The 19915-nt window shown below is 41.3% G+C and carries 9 protein-coding genes; 8 read left to right on the top strand and 1 reads right to left on the bottom strand.

Features of this window, described 5'->3' with window-relative positions:
• Nucleotides 1-84 precede the first annotated feature (84 nt).
• From OSCIL6407_RS0123300 to OSCIL6407_RS0123270, 8 genes are all read left to right on the top strand, one after another.
• On the top strand, nt 85-2076 hold the full coding sequence (locus tag OSCIL6407_RS0123300; RefSeq protein WP_007354469.1) for a response regulator: 1992 nt from the start codon (nt 85-87) through the stop codon (nt 2074-2076).
• A gap of 83 nt (nt 2077-2159) precedes the next feature.
• The gene (locus tag OSCIL6407_RS0123295; protein ID WP_234708724.1) at nt 2160-3647 is read left to right on the top strand and encodes a response regulator; all 1488 of its coding nucleotides are present in this window, start codon (nt 2160-2162) and stop codon (nt 3645-3647) included.
• Nucleotides 3648-3886: 239 nt separating this feature from the next.
• Nucleotides 3887-4027, top strand: a complete 141-nt coding sequence (locus OSCIL6407_RS38610; protein WP_007354471.1) for a hypothetical protein — start codon at nt 3887-3889, stop codon at nt 4025-4027.
• A gap of 85 nt (nt 4028-4112) precedes the next feature.
• Complete coding sequence (locus OSCIL6407_RS0123290; protein ID WP_007354472.1) at nt 4113-4532, top strand: response regulator; 420 nt, start codon at nt 4113-4115, stop codon at nt 4530-4532.
• Between the two features lie 284 nt (nt 4533-4816).
• Nucleotides 4817-6547, top strand: coding sequence for a diguanylate cyclase (locus OSCIL6407_RS0123285; RefSeq protein ID WP_234708725.1), 1731 nt, complete (start codon nt 4817-4819; stop codon nt 6545-6547).
• A gap of 262 nt (nt 6548-6809) precedes the next feature.
• Complete coding sequence (locus OSCIL6407_RS0123280) at nt 6810-11555, top strand: PAS domain S-box protein (RefSeq protein WP_007354474.1); 4746 nt, start codon at nt 6810-6812, stop codon at nt 11553-11555.
• 47 nt (nt 11556-11602) lie between these two features.
• Entirely contained in the window at nt 11603-12814 is a 1212-nt protein-coding gene (locus tag OSCIL6407_RS0123275) for a hybrid sensor histidine kinase/response regulator (protein WP_007354475.1), read from the top strand.
• Between the two features lie 280 nt (nt 12815-13094).
• Nucleotides 13095-18176 (top strand): PAS domain-containing protein, encoded by a 5082-nt coding sequence (locus OSCIL6407_RS0123270; protein ID WP_007354476.1) that lies wholly within the window; start codon nt 13095-13097, stop codon nt 18174-18176.
• 127 nt (nt 18177-18303) lie between these two features.
• On the opposite strand, the gene OSCIL6407_RS0123265 is transcribed toward OSCIL6407_RS0123270, so the two are convergent.
• On the bottom strand, nt 18304-18879 hold the full coding sequence (locus tag OSCIL6407_RS0123265) for a hypothetical protein (protein ID WP_007354477.1): 576 nt from the start codon (nt 18877-18879) through the stop codon (nt 18304-18306).
• Nucleotides 18880-19915: the final 1036 nt, after the last annotated feature.

Here is a 19915-nt window from a genome sequence, read left to right as displayed (position 1 = left end):
TACTCTCTAATAGCTAATCGAAGGAAAGCAATTAGCGATTAGCGATTTGCAATCAACCCCCAAAATTAGCAATCAGCCAATAAAATGACTAGCAATCACACAGAAATTAATAAAGGTAACATTTTAATCGTTGACGACACTCCAGAAAACTTACAAGTTTTATCTGCAACCTTGTCTGAAAGTGGATATAAAGTCAGAGGCGTAATTAACGGCAAAATGGCAGTCAGAGCAGCACGTTCAGCTCCCCCCGATCTAATTTTACTCGACATCAGAATGCCCGACACGAATGGGTATGAAGTTTGCGAAGAACTAAAAGCTGATTCCCAGACCTCAAAAATTCCCGTAATCTTTATTAGCGCTTTAGATGAAGTATTGGATAAAGTTAAGGCTTTTCAGGTCGGCGGCGAAGACTATATCACCAAACCATTCCAAGTAGAAGAAGTTGTTGCCAGAGTTGAACATCAACTGACTATTCAAAGACTGCAAAAACAACTGATTCAGCAAAATGAACAACTGCAAAAAGAAATAGTTGAACGCAAAAAAGCAGAAGAATCTGCCGCCGCTGCCTCCAAAGCTAAAAGTGAATTTCTCGCCAATATGAGCCACGAATTACGTACCCCTCTCAATGCTATTTTAGGCTTTACCCAAGTCATGATTCGCGACCCTTTCCTCAGTACGGATCAGTTGGAAAATCTGAGGATTATTAACCGCAGTGGCGAACACTTACTGGATTTGATTAATGATGTTTTGGATATGTCCAAAATCGAAGCCGGTATAATTACTATATCCGAAACCAGCTTTGACCTATATCGACTTCTTGACACTCTTGAAGAGATGTTTCACTTCAAAGCAGAAAAAAAAGGTTTAAAACTGAGATTTACCGTGCATCCTGATGTGCCTCACTATATCAAAGCTGATGAAAAAAAATTGCGTATATGTTTAATTAACTTGCTAGGAAATGCAATTAAATTCACTGAAAATGGTAGTGTTACTTTACGAGTAAATTTGGGTGGGATAGAGTCAAAACCTGGATTAGTGCATACAACGGTTTCCGAGAGCGAACCATTCCCAATCACCTTTGAAGTAGAAGATACTGGGGTTGGAATAGCACCAGAAGAAATTGACAGTTTATTTGATGCTTTTGTACAAAGCGAAGCTGGTCGTAAATCCGCCGAAGGCACAGGATTAGGTTTAACTATTACTAGAAAATTTGTACAGCTCTTAAAGGGAAATATTACAGCAGTCAGTGCTTTAAATAAAGGAACAATTTTTAAATTTAATATCCAAATTAGCCGAGCAGACGCTTATGAAGTCATAGAGCAACCCCTGCAACGGGTGAGCACATTAGAGGCAGACCAAGGAAGTTATCGGATTTTAGTAGTTGACGATACTCAAGAAAATCGCTTGCTATTAGTTAAGTTGCTCCAACCAATAGGTTTTGAAGTTCTAGAAGCTGAAAATGGCGAACAAGCACTGACTCTCTGGGATAGTTGGCAGCCACATTTAATTTTACTTGATACGCGGATGCCTGTAATTGATGGTATGGAAGTTGCAATACAAATTAGAGCTAAAGAAAGGGAGAAACAGGAGAAATCATTAATCAATCATCAATCCCCAATTAATAGTTATCATACTGTAATTATTGCTCTAACTGCCAGTGCCTTTGAAGAAAGACGGGACGAAATTATCGCAGCAGGTTGCGATGATTTTGTTCGTAAACCTTTCCAAGAACAGGTAATCTTTGAAAAGATGACAGAGTTCTTAGGAGTGCGCTATATTTACGAGCAGTTACCCCCAGTCATAAATACTACCCCAGGTCTGCGTTATTTTATCAGCGAAAGACCCGATTCCTTCTTTTTGCCTCTGCTGAGTCAGATGCCATTGAATTGGGTACAACAGCTAAATCAGGCCGCTAACGAAGTTAATGAAGATTTAGTCTGCCAGTTAATTGACAAAATACCAGAAAATTTTGTGGTTTTAGGTGATGCTTTAAAAGATTTGCTAGAGGATTTCCGTCTTGATAGAATAGTGCGTATAACTCAATCAATTATAGAATCAGAACTTGGGCATGAATAAGTTGACGATGCTCGCTGGTAGTTACTGAAATTCCTAAAAACTATTTGATTTAGCTATTGTATAGCCAATTTAATATGAAGACAATGGATAATAATAAGCTCAAAATATTAATTGTGGACGATCAACCCAGTAATTTACGGTTTTTATCAAAGATTCTGACAGATCAGGGGTATAACGTTAAAAGGGCGATCTCTGGTCAATTAGGGCTTAATGCCGCGCTTGGCTCTCCACCCAATTTAATTTTACTTGATATTATGATGCCGGATATGGACGGCTATGAACTTTGTCAAAAGCTGAAATCTATGGAATCAACTCGCTCAGTTCCCATCATTTTCTTAAGCGGTTTAGATGATGTTCAATATAAAATTAAAGCTTTTCAAGTGGGGGGCGTAGATTATATTACTAAGCCGTTTCAAGTGGAAGAAGTTTTAGCTCGAATTGATACCCAAATTGCCCTTCAAAAGCTGCAAAATAAATTAGAAGAGCAAAATGCTCTCTTGCAACAGTCGCAGTCACTTATAGCAAGTATATTGAACAGCTCTCTCGATGGGATAGCCGCTTTTGCTACTGTCAGGAACCAAGAGAGAAAGATTGTTGATTTCCAATGGATTTTGGTGAACCACTCGGTTGAAGCCATCTTAGATCTCAAATCAGAAGAGCTAGTTGGTAAATATTTGTTAGAAGAAATGCCTCTGCATCGCAAAAATGGTCTCTTTGATTTATATGTTTCTGTAGTCGAAACAGGAGAGCCACTAGATACAGAGTTTTATTACGAACAGGAAAAGCTTAGTCCTTGTTGGTTGCAAATTGTTGCTGTTAAGTTAAATGACGGCTTCGCAGTGACTTTTCACAACATTACAGCCCGCAAACAAGCAGAAGAAGAATTGGCTCGTTCTAATGCGGAACTCGAACAGTTTGCTTATGTTGCTTCCCACGATTTGCAAGCACCTCTATCAACAATAGCCAGCTATGCTCAACTTTTAGAAGGGCGCTACAGAGACAAAATTGACGCTAATGCGATGAAGTTTATTCAGAAAATGATTAAAGGCTCTGTGCGTATGCAGTCGCTAATTGATGATTTGCTAGAATATTCGCGGGTTAGTAAGAAAAGTAAAGATTTTGAGCCAACAGATTGCAATCAAATTTTTGAAGAAGCTTGTGGTAACTTACACTTAGCCATCCGCAAAAATCAAGCCACTGTTAGCCGCTGTGACTTACCTACAGTCATCGGGGATTGTTCTCAAATGGTGCAAGTGTTTCAGAATTTAATTGGGAATGCTATTAAGTATCGCCGCGACGAGCCCCCGATAATTCACCTTAATGCTGAGCGTCGGGAAACAGACTGGTTATTCTCTGTCAGCGATAATGGAATTGGCATTGATTCCAAACATTCAGAGCGAATATTCCAAATTTTTCAGCGACTGCATACACAGGAAGAATATACTGGTACTGGCATTGGTTTAGCAATTTGTCAAAAGATTGTGGAACGTCATGGCGGCCAAATTTGGGTAGAATCTCAACTAGGTGCTGGCGCAATTTTTTATTTTACTCTTCCCTATATTAAACTGTAATATACTTAGGACTTACGCAGGTCGTCACAGAAACCGGGCTTGGGCCGTGAGCGTCAGCCGAACAGTTTTTGAGAGAATTTCTGGGTCATAACGAAGTATTTTCGTAAAAAACTCGGTTTTTGTGGTTGGGTGCGTAAGTCCTGATACTGCTATAATTACCAATTAGGAGATAGTGGGCGAAGCTGTGCGACCTCAAGAGGCTAGGTATTATTTATGTATAAATACATAAGAACTGGCTGGTGATTGCGGATGGTACTGAACCTACCATCTATTATTATAAATACCGCCAAGAAACTTTGGGGAATTTGTCAGTTAATCAACCCTGCCATGCAGAATCAGCTTATTTCTACTATCAAGGTTGTCGTCTGACGCATAATTGATAATTATTCAAATTTGCGTAGTGTCCCAAAGTCACCGCGAGTGAATAAAGCTGTGGCCTCTGAGATAAAAACATTTACTATTTTAATGGCTAATGACAGCGAGGATGTCTGTTTTCTAGTGCAGGAGGCAGTGCGAGAAGTTCCATTAGCGATCGCATTTTACTGTGTTGAAAATGGCGAAAAACTGCTAGACTATTTGTATCGCCGCGATCGATATGGCGATCCTAATAATTCACCCTGCCCAAATCTCATCTTACTAGATTTGAATATGCCGAAGTTGGACGGTAGAGAGGCCCTAGCGATGATTAAGTCTGACCCCAACTTCCGCCACATCCCGATAGTGATACTAACTACCTCACAGCAAGATGGAGATATCCTTCACTGCTACCGCTTGGGTGCTAATTCTTTCATAGTTAAACCTATAACTTTTGAGGCCTTAGTTGAGGTGATGAATACCTTGTGCCGTTACTGGTTTGAAATCATCTCCCTACCACCGGAGTTTTAAGTTGTGAGATTGCTTCGTACCTCGCAACACTGCGTGGTTTTGAGTTGAGTTTTATGAGGCTGCCAATTTTAATCACATTATTTTAGCATAAAGTTAGAGAGATTTACTAAGTAGAAGGCTCAGACTAAGGCTCAAGCTAAGGCAAAAGGGAAGTGACTATTATCAGGGCGCTTTCTGAGAATCAGTATTTTAGGTTTAATTAGAGCCAAATACTTATAAGATTTTTTAAAATTTCCCTTATTTGCATATTTTAGGTATATTGTGAGTAGTAGGTATTAACAGACGTGCTAACGACCAATACTATCTATAGGCTGATGATATATCGTCCCACCGATCGCACTGCTAAAGTTGTGCTTCCGCCTAACCAATTGCTTAAAATTCTTTTGGTGGAGGATGACCCTGTAGATGCCGAACTGATAGAAGAGTTTTTAGATTCAGTCAGTAATATCGAGATTCGGGTCAAAACAGTTGCTCGCCTCAGCTTAGCGCTAAAAAGTTTGCTAGAGGGAGAGTTTGACGCGATTTTATTAGATTTGTCTTTACCGGACAGCTTTGGAATTGATACTGTCAAAAGCGTGAAAGCACAAGCATTAACTGCTCCAATAGTCGTTTTAACTTCACTCAATGATGAAAACATGGCAATTGAAGCAGTACGCTGTGGAGCACAGGATTACCTAGTCAAAAGGGGGTTTTCCGGGCAATTGCTAGTTCGTGCTGTGCATTACGCGATCGCGCGATCGCGAACGGAGGAAGCCTTGCGGCAAGTAGCCCAAAGAGAGCAACTTTTAGGGCGAATGATCGAGCGTATCCGCTCTTCAATTATTTCAATTTCTCTACCCAATAGCGATTTAGATTACTACTCTGATGTGCCGGCCAGCGTGTTTGCAGGTGGTTCTATTCAACTAGCCAATATTCTTCATAAGACAGTAGCAGAAGTGCGACAATTTCTGAAAACTGACCGCGTTGTAATTTATCGGTGCCGAGGTTCCACAAAAGCAGGACAAGAGGAGAAAGAAGGTGCTGCGATCGCATCTGATGGGTCTTTTAACTGCTATGTTGGTAGCCGAGATATTGATGCACCTTTAGCTCTTTCTTGTGACTGGGTAAGCAAGACGGAATCTTTTGTGGCAGTAGAAGATATCAATACGGCACAACTAGATGCAGAAGACAAAAAATTGTTTGCCGAATTTCATATTAAAGCAGTTTTGACAGTACCTATATGGCAAACATCAGAACTGAGAAGGCAAAAGTGGGATAGCGAAAAAGGGGGAGATGAAGAGATTGAAAAATGGGAAGAGGGGGAGAAAATTTTACTCGATCGTTTGCCCAAAAAACATCTGCTTTGGGGGATATTGGCAGTATATCATTGCAGTAATTCTAGGCAGTGGCAACAGTGGGAAGTGGATTTTTTGCAGCAGTTGGCAAATCAAGTAGCACTTGCTATTCAGCAGTCAGAACTTTACGGCCACTTAGAGATAGCTAACCGCAAATTGCAGCGACTGGCGACTACAGATGAATTAACCGGAATTGCCAACCGTCGCCAATTTAATCGCGCCTTAAACTTGGAGTGGCGGCGGTGCGCGCGAGAGCTAGTTTCGCTATCTTTAATTATCTGTGATATCGACTTTTTTAAGCTTTATAACGATTGCTGGGGTCATCCTGCTGGCGATGCCTGTTTAGTCCGAGTTGCCTGTGCGATCGCCACCTCTATCAAACGTCCGGCCGATTTAGCTGCCCGTTACGGCGGTGAAGAATTTACCGTACTTCTGCCAAATACAAGCATAGAAGGCGCGATCGCTGTCGCCAGAGCAATTCGCACCTCCGTAGAAATACTGAAGCTTCCCCACCCCCAATCCAGTATTAACCCGTACATCACCCTCAGTTTTGGAATTGCTAGCGCACTTCCCCTTGCTGATGCTTCTCCCGACAGCCTAATTCAGAGTGCCGATCGCGCCCTCTATCAAGCTAAAGCAAAAGGCAGAAATCGGATTTGTCAAGTAGTTTCCAAGCCTTAATTCTCACCCGCATCGGTTTAAATAGCTGCTGCCAGTAACTTAGCAAAATAATTAAAATAGTTTAAAGTTTTGTTGACAAAGCAACTGTTTGACAACATACTTTTTGATAAGTAGAAGGCAGAAGGCAGAAAAATTTAGTTATATATCAAGAGCGCCAGAGAAAAGAGTGAGATACCCTGCTTTCAGAAGCAATGTTTAGGTTTAATGATGTCCTCCTACTTACAAATGTAGATAATTCTCTTAACGTTTATGGTTAATGAAAATGACAACATTTTTTAAAAAAGATATAACAAACCAGGGATTGAAACTTCTAGTAGTAGAAGATAATTTAGAGGAAGCCGAATTAATTGAAGAATTTTTATTGACCAGCAATTTTGCGCCGCACTTATCTATTACCAGAGTAGAGCGCGTCAGCAGAGCGCAGCAACTCCTCAATCAAGAAAATTTCGACGTAATTTTATTAGACCTTTCACTACCTGACAGTCGAGGAATAGATACCGTTGCGCGGTTAAAAAAATACAGCCTCAATACTCCCATAGTAGTTTTGACCTCGAATACTAATGAAGAATTAGCCATTCAGTCAATCCAAGCTGGAGCCCAAGACTATCTAATAAAAATTAAAATCAACAGCGAAATTTTAATTCGCTCTCTACGCTACGCAGTCGAGCGCCAACATAGTCAACAAATTCTACAGCAAAGTACAGAGAAATATACCTCGGCAATTGATAATAACCTAGTGAGCATAGCCATTATTACCCCGTCAAATAGCATCGATAACGATCGCGATAATGGCTGCTATAAACTACCAGTAAAATGTTCAGAAGAATTTTTAAACCACATAATTAATTCTAATCCTGACCCTATTTTTGTCAAAGATGAGCAGCATCGCTGGATTATTTTAAACAATGCCTTTTGCCAGCTCATGGGAAAGCCTCATAGTGAACTAATTGGCAAATCAGATTATGATTGTTTTCCTAAAGAAGAAGCTGATATTTTTCGAGAAAAAGACGAACTGGTATTTAGGACAGGCATAACCAATGAAAACGAAGAAAATTTTACGGATGGTCAGGGGAATTTGCACATAATTTCCACTAAAAAAACTATACTTGAACAAGCAGATGGTCGTAAATTTTTAGTAGGTACAATTAGAGACATTACAGAGTCTAAGCGTCAAGAAAAAGCCTTACAAGAAAGTGAAGCTAGGTTCCAAAGACTAGCCGCTAACATACCAGGAATAATTTATCAATTCCAACTATCACCAGACGGTTCAATATCTTTTCCTTACGTTTCTTCTGGTGTCTACCAGATTCTCGGCTATACAGCAGTAGAAATTCAAGCAATAGGCCCTCAAATTTTCCGCACTCTAATGCACCCGGAAGATTTAGTCAGAATACCTGCTTACCTCAAACAAATAGAAAATAGCAGTGATGGGGACATCTTTGAAATAGAATACCGCATCCGACATCGAGACGGCAGTTGGCGCTGGCTTTGCAGCCGCGATACAACTTTCACCAGAACCCCAGAAGGTAAGCTCAAACAAATTCTTGGTACTGCGACTGACATCACCGAACAAAAGCAAACAGAAATAGAAATCAGATTATTACTGACAGCAACTGGTGCGATTAATCGCTCCTTGGATTTTCAGGATGCCTTAACAGTCATTTTGGGATTATTTTGTGCTAACATTGGCTGGGATTTGGCAGAAGCTTGGATTCCTAATGCTGAAGGCACATTTTTAGAATGTAGCGATGGATGGTATGCCAGCGATCGCGCTTTAGAACAGTTTCGGCGCGAAAGCAAAAATTTGCAATATCCACCAGGAGAGGGGTTAGCAGGCCGAATTTGGATGACAGGTAAGCCAGAATGGATAGAAGATGTTACCCTCGTTGAATTGTCAACTTTTAAGCGCTCCCAAATTGCCGCTAAAATGGGATTAAAAGCGTGTTTTGGCGTACCAATTTGCGAGGGAGAAAAAGTTTTTGCTGTCTTAGTTTTCTTTAACCGCAATCATATTGTCCACCAACCTCATTTAGTTGAACTGGTAAAAGCTGCTGTGGCTCAGTTGAGTTTTCACATCCAGCGCAAAAATGCAGAAGCAGCTTTGCGGGAGAGCGAAGAGCGCTTTTACTTAGCAATGGAAGCTAGCGCTCTCGGACTGTGGGATTGGAATATTAGCACGGGCAAAACCTATTTTGATGCTCAGTGGAAAACCATGCTCGGCTATCAAATTGACGAGATCGAAGAAAGTATTAACTCCTGGGAAAAATTGCTACATCCAAATGATAAAGAAAGTGTACTTGCAGCCAGGAATAGCCACCTAGAAGGTGAAACTGAATTCTACAAAGCAGAATATCGAATGCGGAGTAAATTTGGCGCATGGAAGTGGATTTCCGATTGCGGAAAAGTAACAGTTCGCGATGAATGGAACAAACCACTACGGATGACTGGTACTCATAAAGACATCAGCGACAGTAAAATTCTCGAAGAAAAACTACAAAATTCCTATGCGGAAATGAACGCTCTATTTGAAGCAATGACAGATATTATACTCGTTATTGATGCGGAAGCGACTAATGTAAAAGTTGCCCCCACAAACCCTGCTCGCCTTTATGCTAATGCTATTGATACTATTACCCCGACAATAGAAAAATTTTTAAACGAGTCCAGGGACGAGCTTTTTTTGAGTAAAATTCGGCAAGCTCTAGAAACAAAGCAGACAGTTAATTTTGAGTACAGCTTGTTCGCAGGCAACTGTGAATTGTGGTTTTTTGCCACTATTTCTCCCGTGTCGGAAAATTCAGTAATCTGGGTAGCTCGCGACATCAGCGATGTCTATAACGAGCTGCGGTTACGCCAACAAGCCGAAGTTGCATTGCAACAGCAGTTAAAGCGAGAGCGACTTGTAGGAGCCAGCGTTGAGCGCATTCGTCAGTCTCTTAACCTTGAAGAAGTCCTCAGTACCGCTGTCTTGGAAGTCAGGCAATTTTTACAAATAGAGCGCACGATTATCTACCGATTTAATCCTGATTGGACTGGCCTTGTAGTTGTCGAGTCGGTTGATGAGTTTTGTAGGTCTATTCTTGGTCAAGATATTCAAGATAATTGCTTTACGGAACTCTATGTTTCTCTCTACGAGCAAGGGAGAATTCAAGCCGTAGAAGATATTAATGTTGGCGATCTAAATGCTTGCTATCTGAATTTGCTGATGCAGTTGCAGGTGAAAGCTTTTTTGGTAGTACCAATTCTGCAAAATAGTCCCGATTCAGAATATAACAAGGAGAATTCAAAATCCCCAATTCAAACTCGGCTTTGGGGTCTGCTGATTGCCCACCACTGCACGGGCCGCCGTGTCTGGCAGCCATCTGAGATAGAATCTCTGAGACAGTTGTGCGTGCAGTTGGGGATTGCCATCCAACAATCGACGTTATTCGCACAAGCTAAAACTGAAATCTGCGATCGCAAGCAGGCAGAATCCGCCTTGCAACAAGCGAAAGAAGTCGCAGAAGCTGCTAACCGCGCTAAAAGCGAATTTCTAGCGAATATGAGTCACGAACTCCGCACACCTTTAAATGGAATTTTAGGTTATGTTCAATTGATCAAGGCCGACAAAAATATCACTGAAGACCAACAGGAAAGCCTGGGTAATATTCAGCAATGCGGCGAACACCTACTCACCCTAATTGAAGATATTTTAGACCTCTCAAAAATTGAAGCCCGAAAAATGGAACTCTCTCCCGTAGAGTTTAATTTACCTAATTTCGTCAAAAATATTGCCGACCTATTCCAGATGCGATCTGCACAAAAAAATATTGCCTTTACTTGCGAGCAAATATCTTCCCTACCTACCTATGTTTGTGGTGATGATAAAAGGTTACGGCAAGTTTTGATTAATTTACTGGGTAATGCAGTGAAGTTTACTAACAGTGGCAGCGTAACTTTTAGAGTTGGCTATGTAGAAGCTGGAGACTGGGGAGAGACTGGAGACTGGGGACTGGGAATTACCAGTAAAAAAGAACAAGGAACAACTAAAACCGAACAACTAACAGCTATCAACTACCCATTACCAATTACCAAAATTCGGTTTCAAGTAGAAGATACTGGTATCGGCATAGAGGAAAACAAATTAGAAGAAATATTTTTGCCATTCCACCAAGTTAGCGATCGCGTTTATTCTATTGAAGGCACAGGCTTGGGACTTTCTATTAGTTATAAATTAGTGAAAATGATGGGGGGTGAAATTAGTGTCAAAAGTAGTTTGGGCAAAGGGAGTGTTTTCTGGATAGATTTAGAGTTGCCATCAGCAGGCACTTACTGCGAATTAGCCGCACCCCCAGAAAAAGGCAGAATTGTCGGTTTCACAGGCAATAAGCGGAAAGTGCTAATAGTAGATGATAACGATATCAATCGCGCGATGTTGCGGAGGTTACTTTCCCGCATTGGCTTTGAAATTATGGAGGCCGCAGACGGCAAAGACTGTTTACAAAAAGCAGTAGAATTTTTACCAAATGTGATTTTAATGGACTTGCTAATGCCAGTTATGGACGGCTTTGAAGCTACCAGGTGTCTGCGGAGAATACCAGAACTAAAAAATGTAGTTTTGCTTGCCCTAAGTGCTAGCGTTTTTCATAATACTCAGGAAGAAAGCCTGCTCGCAGGCTGCGATCAATTTCTCCGCAAACCTGTAGAAGCATCACAACTTTTAGAACGGCTACGGATACATTTGGATTTAGAATGGATTTATGAAGATCGGGAAGAAAGAATTAGGAAAAAAGGAGAATCTAAAAAATCTCTTGACTATCCTTCCTCTATCCATACTCCTGACTCTGAGTCAATTTCTGCATTACTAAAGTTGGTTGTGATTGGTGACATCGAAGCTATTTTGGAGGAAATTAGCAGACTTGAAATAGTAGATCCACAATTAGTTCCATTTGTCACCCATTTGCGCCAACTTGCTAAAGGGTTTCAGCTTAAACAAATCCGGGAATTTTTAAACCAATATCTGAAGTAAACTCATAAGTATATGTCTTACACAGAAGTGAAGTTAATCTAGGGAATATGAACATCAAAAACTCAGAAAGAAGTATCATTCTCATCGTTGACGATAATCAAACGAATCTCGATGTACTTTTCGATTTTTTAAGGAATTGCAACTTCAAAGTATTAGTAGCACTTGATGGTGAAAGTGCGATCGAGCAACTTGAGTATGTCCGACCAGATTTGATACTTTTAGATGTAATGATGCCAGGAATTGATGGGTTTGAAACTTGCAGTCGGCTGAAAGCAATCCCAGCCACCAAAGACATCCCAGTGATTTTTATGACTGCCCTTTCTGATACAGTAAATAAAGTCAGGGGTTTTCAATCGGGAGCTGTTGATTACATTACTAAGCCGTTTCAGCACGAAGAAGTATTGAGCCGCATTCAAACCCATTTGACTATTTGCAAATTGCAAAAAAAACTCCAAGAGAAGAATGAACAACTCGCTGCACTTAACGGTAATCTAGAAAAGCTAGTAGAACAAAAAACTAAACAGCTAATAGAGCAGCAAAAAACCGCGATTATCGGGCGATTAACCCAAGGAATGGTACACAACTTAAGAAGCCCCTTACAAATCATCCAGACTAGCGTTGATTTGATTGAAGCTAAAGCGGCACAATTGGACGACAAGTCCCTCTTTAACTATAGCAAATATATTAATCGTTCAGTAGCGGCAATTAATGAAATCATGGAAACTCTAATGTTCAAAAGTATCAAAGATCAAAAGGGAGAGTTGCAGCCTGTCAATCTGAATGAGTTATTGCAGCGAGAATTACAACTTTTAGATTCAAATTTGTATTTTAAGCATAAGGTTAATAAAAAATATTTATTCGATCCAAACCTTCCCAGCTTGCCTTTAATTTATTCTTATTTTTCCCAGGTATTCCACAATTTAATAGATAATGCACTCCATGCTATGTGGAACATGAAAAATCAAAACTTGACTATTGTTACCAGACAAGACGAATACAGAATATACATGGATATAGAAGATTCTGGCTGCGGTATTGCCCCAGAGAACCTGCCAAATGTGTTTGACTTTTTCTACACATCCAAACCTGCTAAAGGCGAGGAAGAAAAAGAGGGAGCACCTACAGGAACAGGATTAGGGCTTTATACTTGTCTAGAACTTTTAAAACCTTTTCAAGGCGAGATTACAATTAAATCTGAACTCGGTAAGGGCAGTATCTTTACCGTAATTCTACCGAAGCCGATTATTGATAAAATTTAAAATTTACTGGGCAAATATTAAGCTAACGGCAGACTATGCCAAACTTCTACAATATTTTGGCAAGAGGTAGAGTTTACATTGAGATTTTTTTTGATATAATAGAGATAAGTTTTGACAAGTGCACTGCTTTTGCCCCTCTAAATTCCAGTCAAAATTAGCGGCTTAGTGATGAGGGTGCAAAATATGATAGCTAATTTGAATCCAACTTAGTATTAATTACAACAGGCAAGCTAACTGTAGCGATCGCCGATTTTGAGATTTTTCTTAGTAACTTGCACCCATGACATCAGCTCTTAAACCGACTTTCACCCACACCGCCTTAAAAGTTCTCCTAGTCGAAGATAACGCGGATGATGCTGAACTGATTCAAGAATTACTATTAGAAAATAGGTGGACACAATCACTTTTGTTGACTCCAGTAGTTCGGCTCAGTCAAGCTTTAGAACATTTGCGTCACGAAACTTTCGATGTAATATTACTAGACCTTTCACTTCCTGATAGCAAAGGATTTCAGACGGTTGCTAGACTGCAAGAATATGGTTTAAATATTCCGATTATTGTACTCACAGCCAACAGCGATGAAGAACTAGCAACCCAGTCAATTCAAGCTGGAGCCCAGGAATATCTGGTGAAAAGAGAAGTTAACAGTAAACTGCTGATGCGTTCCTTACGCAACGCTATCGCCCGTCAGAATAGACAAGCAGTTTGGCGGCAAAACGAAGAAAAATATCGCTCTCTAGTAAATAATATCAAAGAAGTAATTTTCCAAGTAGATACCGCCGGTAATTGGGTATTTTTGAATGCCGCTTGGACAGAAATTACAGGATTTGGGATACCCGAAAGTTTGGGAAATCCATTTTTAAACTATATTTATCCAGAGGATAGGCAAAGGAATATAGAGTATTTACAACCATTAGTTGAAGGCCAAAAAGAAGCCTGTCGCTATAAAATTCGCTACCTGACTAAAGAAGAAAAAATTCGCTGGATTGAAGTGCAAGCGCGTCTAACCTTTGCCCCCAATGGCACTATCTCCGGTACTGCGGGTACTCTGAATGATATTACCCACCAAATATTAGCCCAAGAGCAATTGCAGGCATCCCAAGACTTCCTCAAACATACTCTGAATGCAATTGCTGACCCCATATTTGTTAAAGACGAGGATCGCCGCTTAATCGTATTTAATAACGCTTTTTGTCAATTATTAGGCAAGCCGCGCGAAGAACTCTTATGCAAATCCGACTATGATATCTTTACCCCAGAAAAAGCCGATCTTGCTTGGGGCAAAGATGACCAAGTATTTACAGCAGGTAGTGCTGAAGAAAATGAGGAAATATTGATCGGTGTGGATGGCACAGAACGGGTAATTTCCACCAAGAAAACAGTCTTTAAAAATACAGATGGCAGTAAAATGCTGGTCGGCACGATTCGAGATGTTACTAGCTACAAACAGCAGCAAGCTAAACTAGAAGAAAGCCAACGTTTTATTGAAAAAATAGCCAGTTCCAGCCCCAATATTCTGTACGTTTATGACATCCGAGAAAACCGGAATATCTATGCTAATGGCTGTCTAGGCGAACTTATGGGTTATACATTAGAAGAAGTTGCAGAAAGGGGAACGCCCATATTACAAACAACGATCCACCCTGAAGATTTTGCTATTATTCCTGAATATTGGCAACAAATTGAAAATGGACTCGATGGCGAGATCTTTGAAATCGAATATCGGATGCGACACAAAGATGGCTCTTGGCGCTGGTTAATTAGCAGAGATACTGCCTTTTCTAGGAATTCAGAAGGTCAACTAACCCAGATTTTAGGTACGGCAACTGATATTACAGAACGCAAACAAGCAGAAGAAGAAATTCGCTTGTTGCTAACAGCAACTCAAGCAATTAGTCAATCCGAAGACTTTCAAAGTGCCTTAGCAGATGTCCTGCGGTTATTGTGCAGGACAATCGGCTGGAATTTTGGGGAAGCCTGGATTCCTGATGCTAACGGTAAAGTTTTAGAATACAGCGAAATTTGGTATGCTAGCGATAAAATTTTAGATGAATTCGGATACCAAAGTCGAAATTTAACATTTGCGCCCGGAGTGGGACTACCAGGGCGAATTTGGTTGTCGGGCGAGTCCGAATGGATAGAAGATGTTTCTGAGGTTAAAGAACCAGTTTTTCTGAGGACGCAAATTGCCCTGGGAATGGGATTAAAAACCAGCTTTGGTGTGCCAATTTGTAGCAGTTCTGAAGTATTAGCAGTTTTGGTTTTCTTTAAGAAAACTCAAACAACAAAAGAATCACGTTTAGTTGAACTCGTAAATGCGGCGGCGACTCAGTTAGGCGTTCACATTCAGCGCAAACAAACAGAAGTAGCTTTGCGCGAGAGCGAGGAAAGATTTCGCTCTCTGGTAGAAAACCTTCCTGGCGCAATTTATCGAGGCTTATGCGATGCGGATTGGACAATGGAATTTATCAGTGATGAAATTGAGGCGATTAGCGGTTATCCAGCGGTCGATTTCATTCAAAATCACCGCTTAAGTTTTGCCAGTATTATTCATCCTGACGATAGAGAAATGGTCAGTCGTGAAGTTGCAGTGGCAACGGCAGCCAGAGAGTCCTATAATTTGGAATACCGAATTATTCACTGCAACGGTTCAGTGCGGTGGATTGCTGAAAAAGGCAGGGCAAAATTATCACAAAATGGTGAGGTTTTGTGGCTAGATGGACTCATTTTTGACATCACTCCTGGCAAACAGGCAGAACTTGCTCTACTGCAAGTTAGAGCTGCTGTAGAAAGCGCTAGCGATGCAGTTGCGATCGCTGACTTGGACGGCAACTCAATTTACCACAACCAAGCCTTTATTCACCGCTATGGTTACACCGTTGAGGAACTAAATGAAGCTGGGGGGCCAGCCTTAATTCACGCCAAATCAAGCGTATTGAGAGAGATATTTAAAAGCCTTCGTAAAGGCTGTTCTTGGAGTGGCGAAGTCGAGCTCAAAACTAAGCAGGGTGAGATTGTACAAACTCAATTACGAGCTGATTGTATAGTAGACAATGCTAGCAATAAAGTGGGGATGATAGCAGTTATTGCCGACATCACTGAACTCAAACAAAAAGAGTCTGCCTTGCGGATCAGCGAACAGCGGTTGCAGTTAGCAATAGAGGGTAGCGCTTTGGGGTTATGGGATTGGAATATAGCGACAGCAGAAACTTATTTCGATACCCAGTGGAAGAAAATGTTGGGCTATGAAATAGATGAGGTTGAAAATAATTATCAAGCCTGGGAAAATCTCATACACCCAGAAGATTTACCGAAAGTAATAACTGCTTTAAAAGCTTATGTGGAAGGTCGAACTCCCACCTATGAAATTGAATTTCGGATGCTGAGTAAAGAAGGTTATTGGAAGTGGATTTTAGCTGGGGGTAAAGTGGTAGAGCGCGATCAGTGGGGTTCACCCCTGCGGATGTCGGGTACGCACAAAGACATTAGCGATCGCAAAGTAGCAGAAGAAGCTGCCTTTCAATTAGCGCAAGAGTTGCAGCAAGCTCAGAGAATTGCCCACATCGGCAATTGGGAATTTGAAATCGCAGCGGGAACAATTAGTTGGTCTGAGGAAGTGTTCCGAATTTACGGGCACAAGCTAGGACTAACACCAACTTGGGATCAACTTTTAGAACAAATTTATCCAGAAGACAGAGCCGAATTTCAACAATTAGTTGAAAGAGCAATAACTGAAGGTATTTCTTATGATTTAGACCACCGCATATATCGCCTCGACGGAGAAATTAGGCATATTAATAGTAAGGGAAAAGCATTTAAAAATGAATCCGGTCAGGTCGTGCGGCTATTTGGGACAGCAATGGATATTACTGACCGCAAACAGGCAGAATTTGCCTTACAGCAGCAATTAAAGCGGGAAAGGCTAGTAGGGACAATTTTAGAGCGAATGCGCTCCTCTCTCAACTTAGAGGAAATCCTGAAGACTACAGTGGAACAAGTGCGGCAATTTTTGCAAACTGAGCGTACAGTAATTTACCGCTTTCATCCCGACTGGACGGGAGTAGTCGTGGTGGAATCAGTGCAGTCAGGATATATGCCGATCTTAGGTCTTGACATTCAAGATAACTGCTTTATCGAACAATATATCCCACTCTACCTAGAAGGTCTGGTTAATGTAAACTGCGACATTATCAATAGCGATCGCAATAGATGTTATGTAAATTTACTCACTAATTTACAAGTTAGAGCTAATTTAGTGGCTCCTATTTTGCAAGGTCAAAAGCTGTGGGGTTTACTGATTGCCCATCAGTGTAGTGGCCCCCGTATATGGCAGGAACCTGAGATCGAATGTCTTAAACAAATTAGCTGGCAATTAGCGATCGCGATCCAGCAATCCACACTGTTTGAACAGGCACAAACTGAAATTGCCGAGCGCAAACAAGCTCTTGCTGCCTTGCGAGATTCGGAAGCACGAGAGCGATCAAAAGCCGTGCAGCTAGAAGTTGCCATGCAGAAATTGAAAAACACTCAATCTCAGTTAATTCAAAATGAAAAAATGGTGAGTTTGGGGCAGTTAGTTGCTGGCGTAGCTCACGAAATTAATAACCCTGTCAACTTTATTTACGGCAATCTCAGTCCTGCCAAAGATTACAGTTTTGACCTGTTGGAACTGGTTCAACTCTATCAGCACGAATATCCAGAAACAACCGCAGAAATATCCGAAAAAATACAGAATATAGATTTGGAGTATATTTCTATCGATTTGCCTAAACTTTTTAATTCCATGAAAGTGGGAGCAGAAAGAATCAGAGAAATTGTCAAATCCCTACGGACTTTCTCTCGCCTAGACGAAGCAGAGATGAAGTTGGTTAACATCCATGAAGGCATTGAGAGTACGCTGCTAATTTTGCAAAGCCGCCTGAACTTTCAAGGCAGCACTTCGCAAATAATGGTAGTTAAAAATTACGCCAAACTGCCCAAAGTAGAATGCTGCGGCGGTCAGTTGAATCAGGTAGTGATGAATATTTTGGCAAATGCGATCGATGCTTTAGAAGAGCAGAGTAAAAGAGAAGCAGTAGTTGAAGGCGATCGCACTCCTACTATCACTATTCGTACTTATCTTGCAGAGCGCGATCGCGTAGGAATATCGATTGCTGACAACGGGCCAGGGATACCAGAATCTGTTTGCCAAAAACTCTTTGACCCCTTCTTTACCACTAAACCCGTAGGTAAGGGAACTGGACTAGGACTGTCAATCGCTCATTCAATCGTAGTCGAGCAGCACGGCGGTCAAATCACCTGCATTTCTACACCTGGAAACGGCGCAGAGTTTGTAATTGAAATGCCCGTGCGGCAGCGGTAATTATTAATTACTAATTGCTAATTGCTAATTGCTAATTGCTAATTGCTAATTGCTTACGCAAAACCATCATTAACGTCGCCTATCTTCGCAAGAATTAACAGTTAACAGTTAACAGTTAACTATTAGCTTAATCATCAACAATAGAAGCCCAAGCAGGGAATGAAGGAGGGAAAAAGTTTATATCGTAACCCGAACTTTCCCATTCTCGCACCCAAAAAGGCACTGGGCCGCCAGCGGGAGTCGGCGAAAAAAGGCGTTCTTTTGCTTCAATAGTGTGAAAAATTTGTTTCAAAGTATCTCCGCGATCGAGAGCTTCCGTAAGCACCACATCCAAATCTGGATCGACGCGCTTAACCCTATTTTTGCCCTCCTCATCAACCCAAAGCAGTTTGAGCGACTTGAGGTCTCTAGGGCTGAGAATGCTCTTATAGTAAACGCGCTTGAGAGTGGCTACAGGTTCTAAACTGCGCTCAACCCTGCGAATTTGCTGAAGTCGGAGATAGTGCCACTCAGCTAAATGCTTCCGTTCATCGGGCGGAATCACTCCTTTGGTAGTTGAGTGTTTGTAGTCATACCTAACCAAACTACATCCCAGATTCGCCAACAGGTGAATTAACTTTTTTTCTTTCGGTGTCGCCTGCCGCCTTTCCTGGGTTTTTGTCGAGTTCCGCTGTCTGCGGGTAGTGATAAGAGAGTTTTCCATTGGAGTTTTTGGAGGAATTACGATTGGGGCATAAAAGAAGGTCAGGAACTTCAGAGGGCAAAAAGGTAGGAGAGTGGGGATGGAGGGAGCAAGGGATGTAGAAACGTCCCCAAACTAGCCCTGTTAATAAATTTTCTCGTCCATCCCATTATCCTATCCTCTCATCCCCTTGACGAACGCAGGGTGCAGCTCTGCATCACTTTTTGAATGGGCAGGAGTTTTACCCTTCGACCGATTGAGGCAGTTGTCAGAACGCAGGAGAGCAGGAACTATTTCCCTTTTTTACCTGTCTTTACGTCCTCTTTATCGCCGTCCTCATTCGTTCCAGTGTAGTTGACCTGAGTCCAACTCTTCTGTACAGTCGTGACGCTCGCTGATGGCTCGGATGCAGATGCTCGGAGGCTAGGGAAAGTGAAAAAGGAGAAGCCTGCGGAGGCTATGAACCCTAAAACTAAGATACTCTTTTTCATGATGATGACCCTGATGAACCTAACAAATCACTTTTTGGCAGGTCGGTCGGGTAAAGTGGGTCTGTGCAATAGACCTCTTGTATCTCAGAAATGCGGTCTGCAATAATTAATCCAGACAGGCACACCTGAGCGACCAGAAAAGCCGGAAGTGAAGTGTTAGTAGTGTCCACGATCTTCCACCCACCCTGCTTTTTTGGGTAGTGGAGTGAAAGCCATCAGGGCGGTCATCTATCAGGGAGTTAAACCATCAGGGTGTTAATCCATCGGGTAGTTAATATATCAGGGTGTATCTTCATAAAAACATAGGGAGCCATGCAATCCTACGTAAATTGAAGAACGCAGTCATTAACGATTTTTCGCATACTCGCTGCCCTCAGCAACTTGCTGAGGTTTTTTATTGGCTGCTTTTAATACACCGAGTGAATATTATTACCAAACTGAAGTATTGTGATTGTGATGTTTACAATATTACAGCTAAAGTTGAACAGTTTAACTATACTTAGTTTATTACTTAGTTTATTGTTTGTAACCTCGCCCTCTGGGTGGTAAAAGAACTGCCAGAGGGT

This window comes from Kamptonema formosum PCC 6407 (assembly GCF_000332155.1).
Lineage (GTDB): Bacteria > Cyanobacteriota > Cyanobacteriia > Cyanobacteriales > Microcoleaceae > Kamptonema > Kamptonema formosum.
The sequence above is the reverse complement of the archived record's forward strand: the minus strand, read 5'-3'. Positions and strand labels throughout refer to the sequence as shown.

Excerpts from the sequence above, each read along its gene's own strand:
- OSCIL6407_RS0123300 (WP_007354469.1), top strand. The coding sequence starts at position 85 with ATGACTAGCAATCACACAGAAATTAATAAAGGTAACATTTTAATCGTT.
- OSCIL6407_RS0123295 (WP_234708724.1), top strand. The coding sequence starts at position 2,160 with ATGGATAATAATAAGCTCAAAATATTAATTGTGGACGATCAACCCAGT.
- OSCIL6407_RS0123290 (WP_007354472.1), top strand. The coding sequence starts at position 4,113 with ATGGCTAATGACAGCGAGGATGTCTGTTTTCTAGTGCAGGAGGCAGTG.
- OSCIL6407_RS0123280 (WP_007354474.1), top strand. The coding sequence starts at position 6,810 with ATGACAACATTTTTTAAAAAAGATATAACAAACCAGGGATTGAAACTT.
- OSCIL6407_RS0123275 (WP_007354475.1), top strand. The coding sequence starts at position 11,603 with ATGAACATCAAAAACTCAGAAAGAAGTATCATTCTCATCGTTGACGAT.
- OSCIL6407_RS0123270 (WP_007354476.1), top strand. The coding sequence starts at position 13,095 with ATGACATCAGCTCTTAAACCGACTTTCACCCACACCGCCTTAAAAGTT.
- OSCIL6407_RS0123265 (WP_007354477.1), bottom strand. The coding sequence starts at position 18,879 with ATGGAAAACTCTCTTATCACTACCCGCAGACAGCGGAACTCGACAAAA.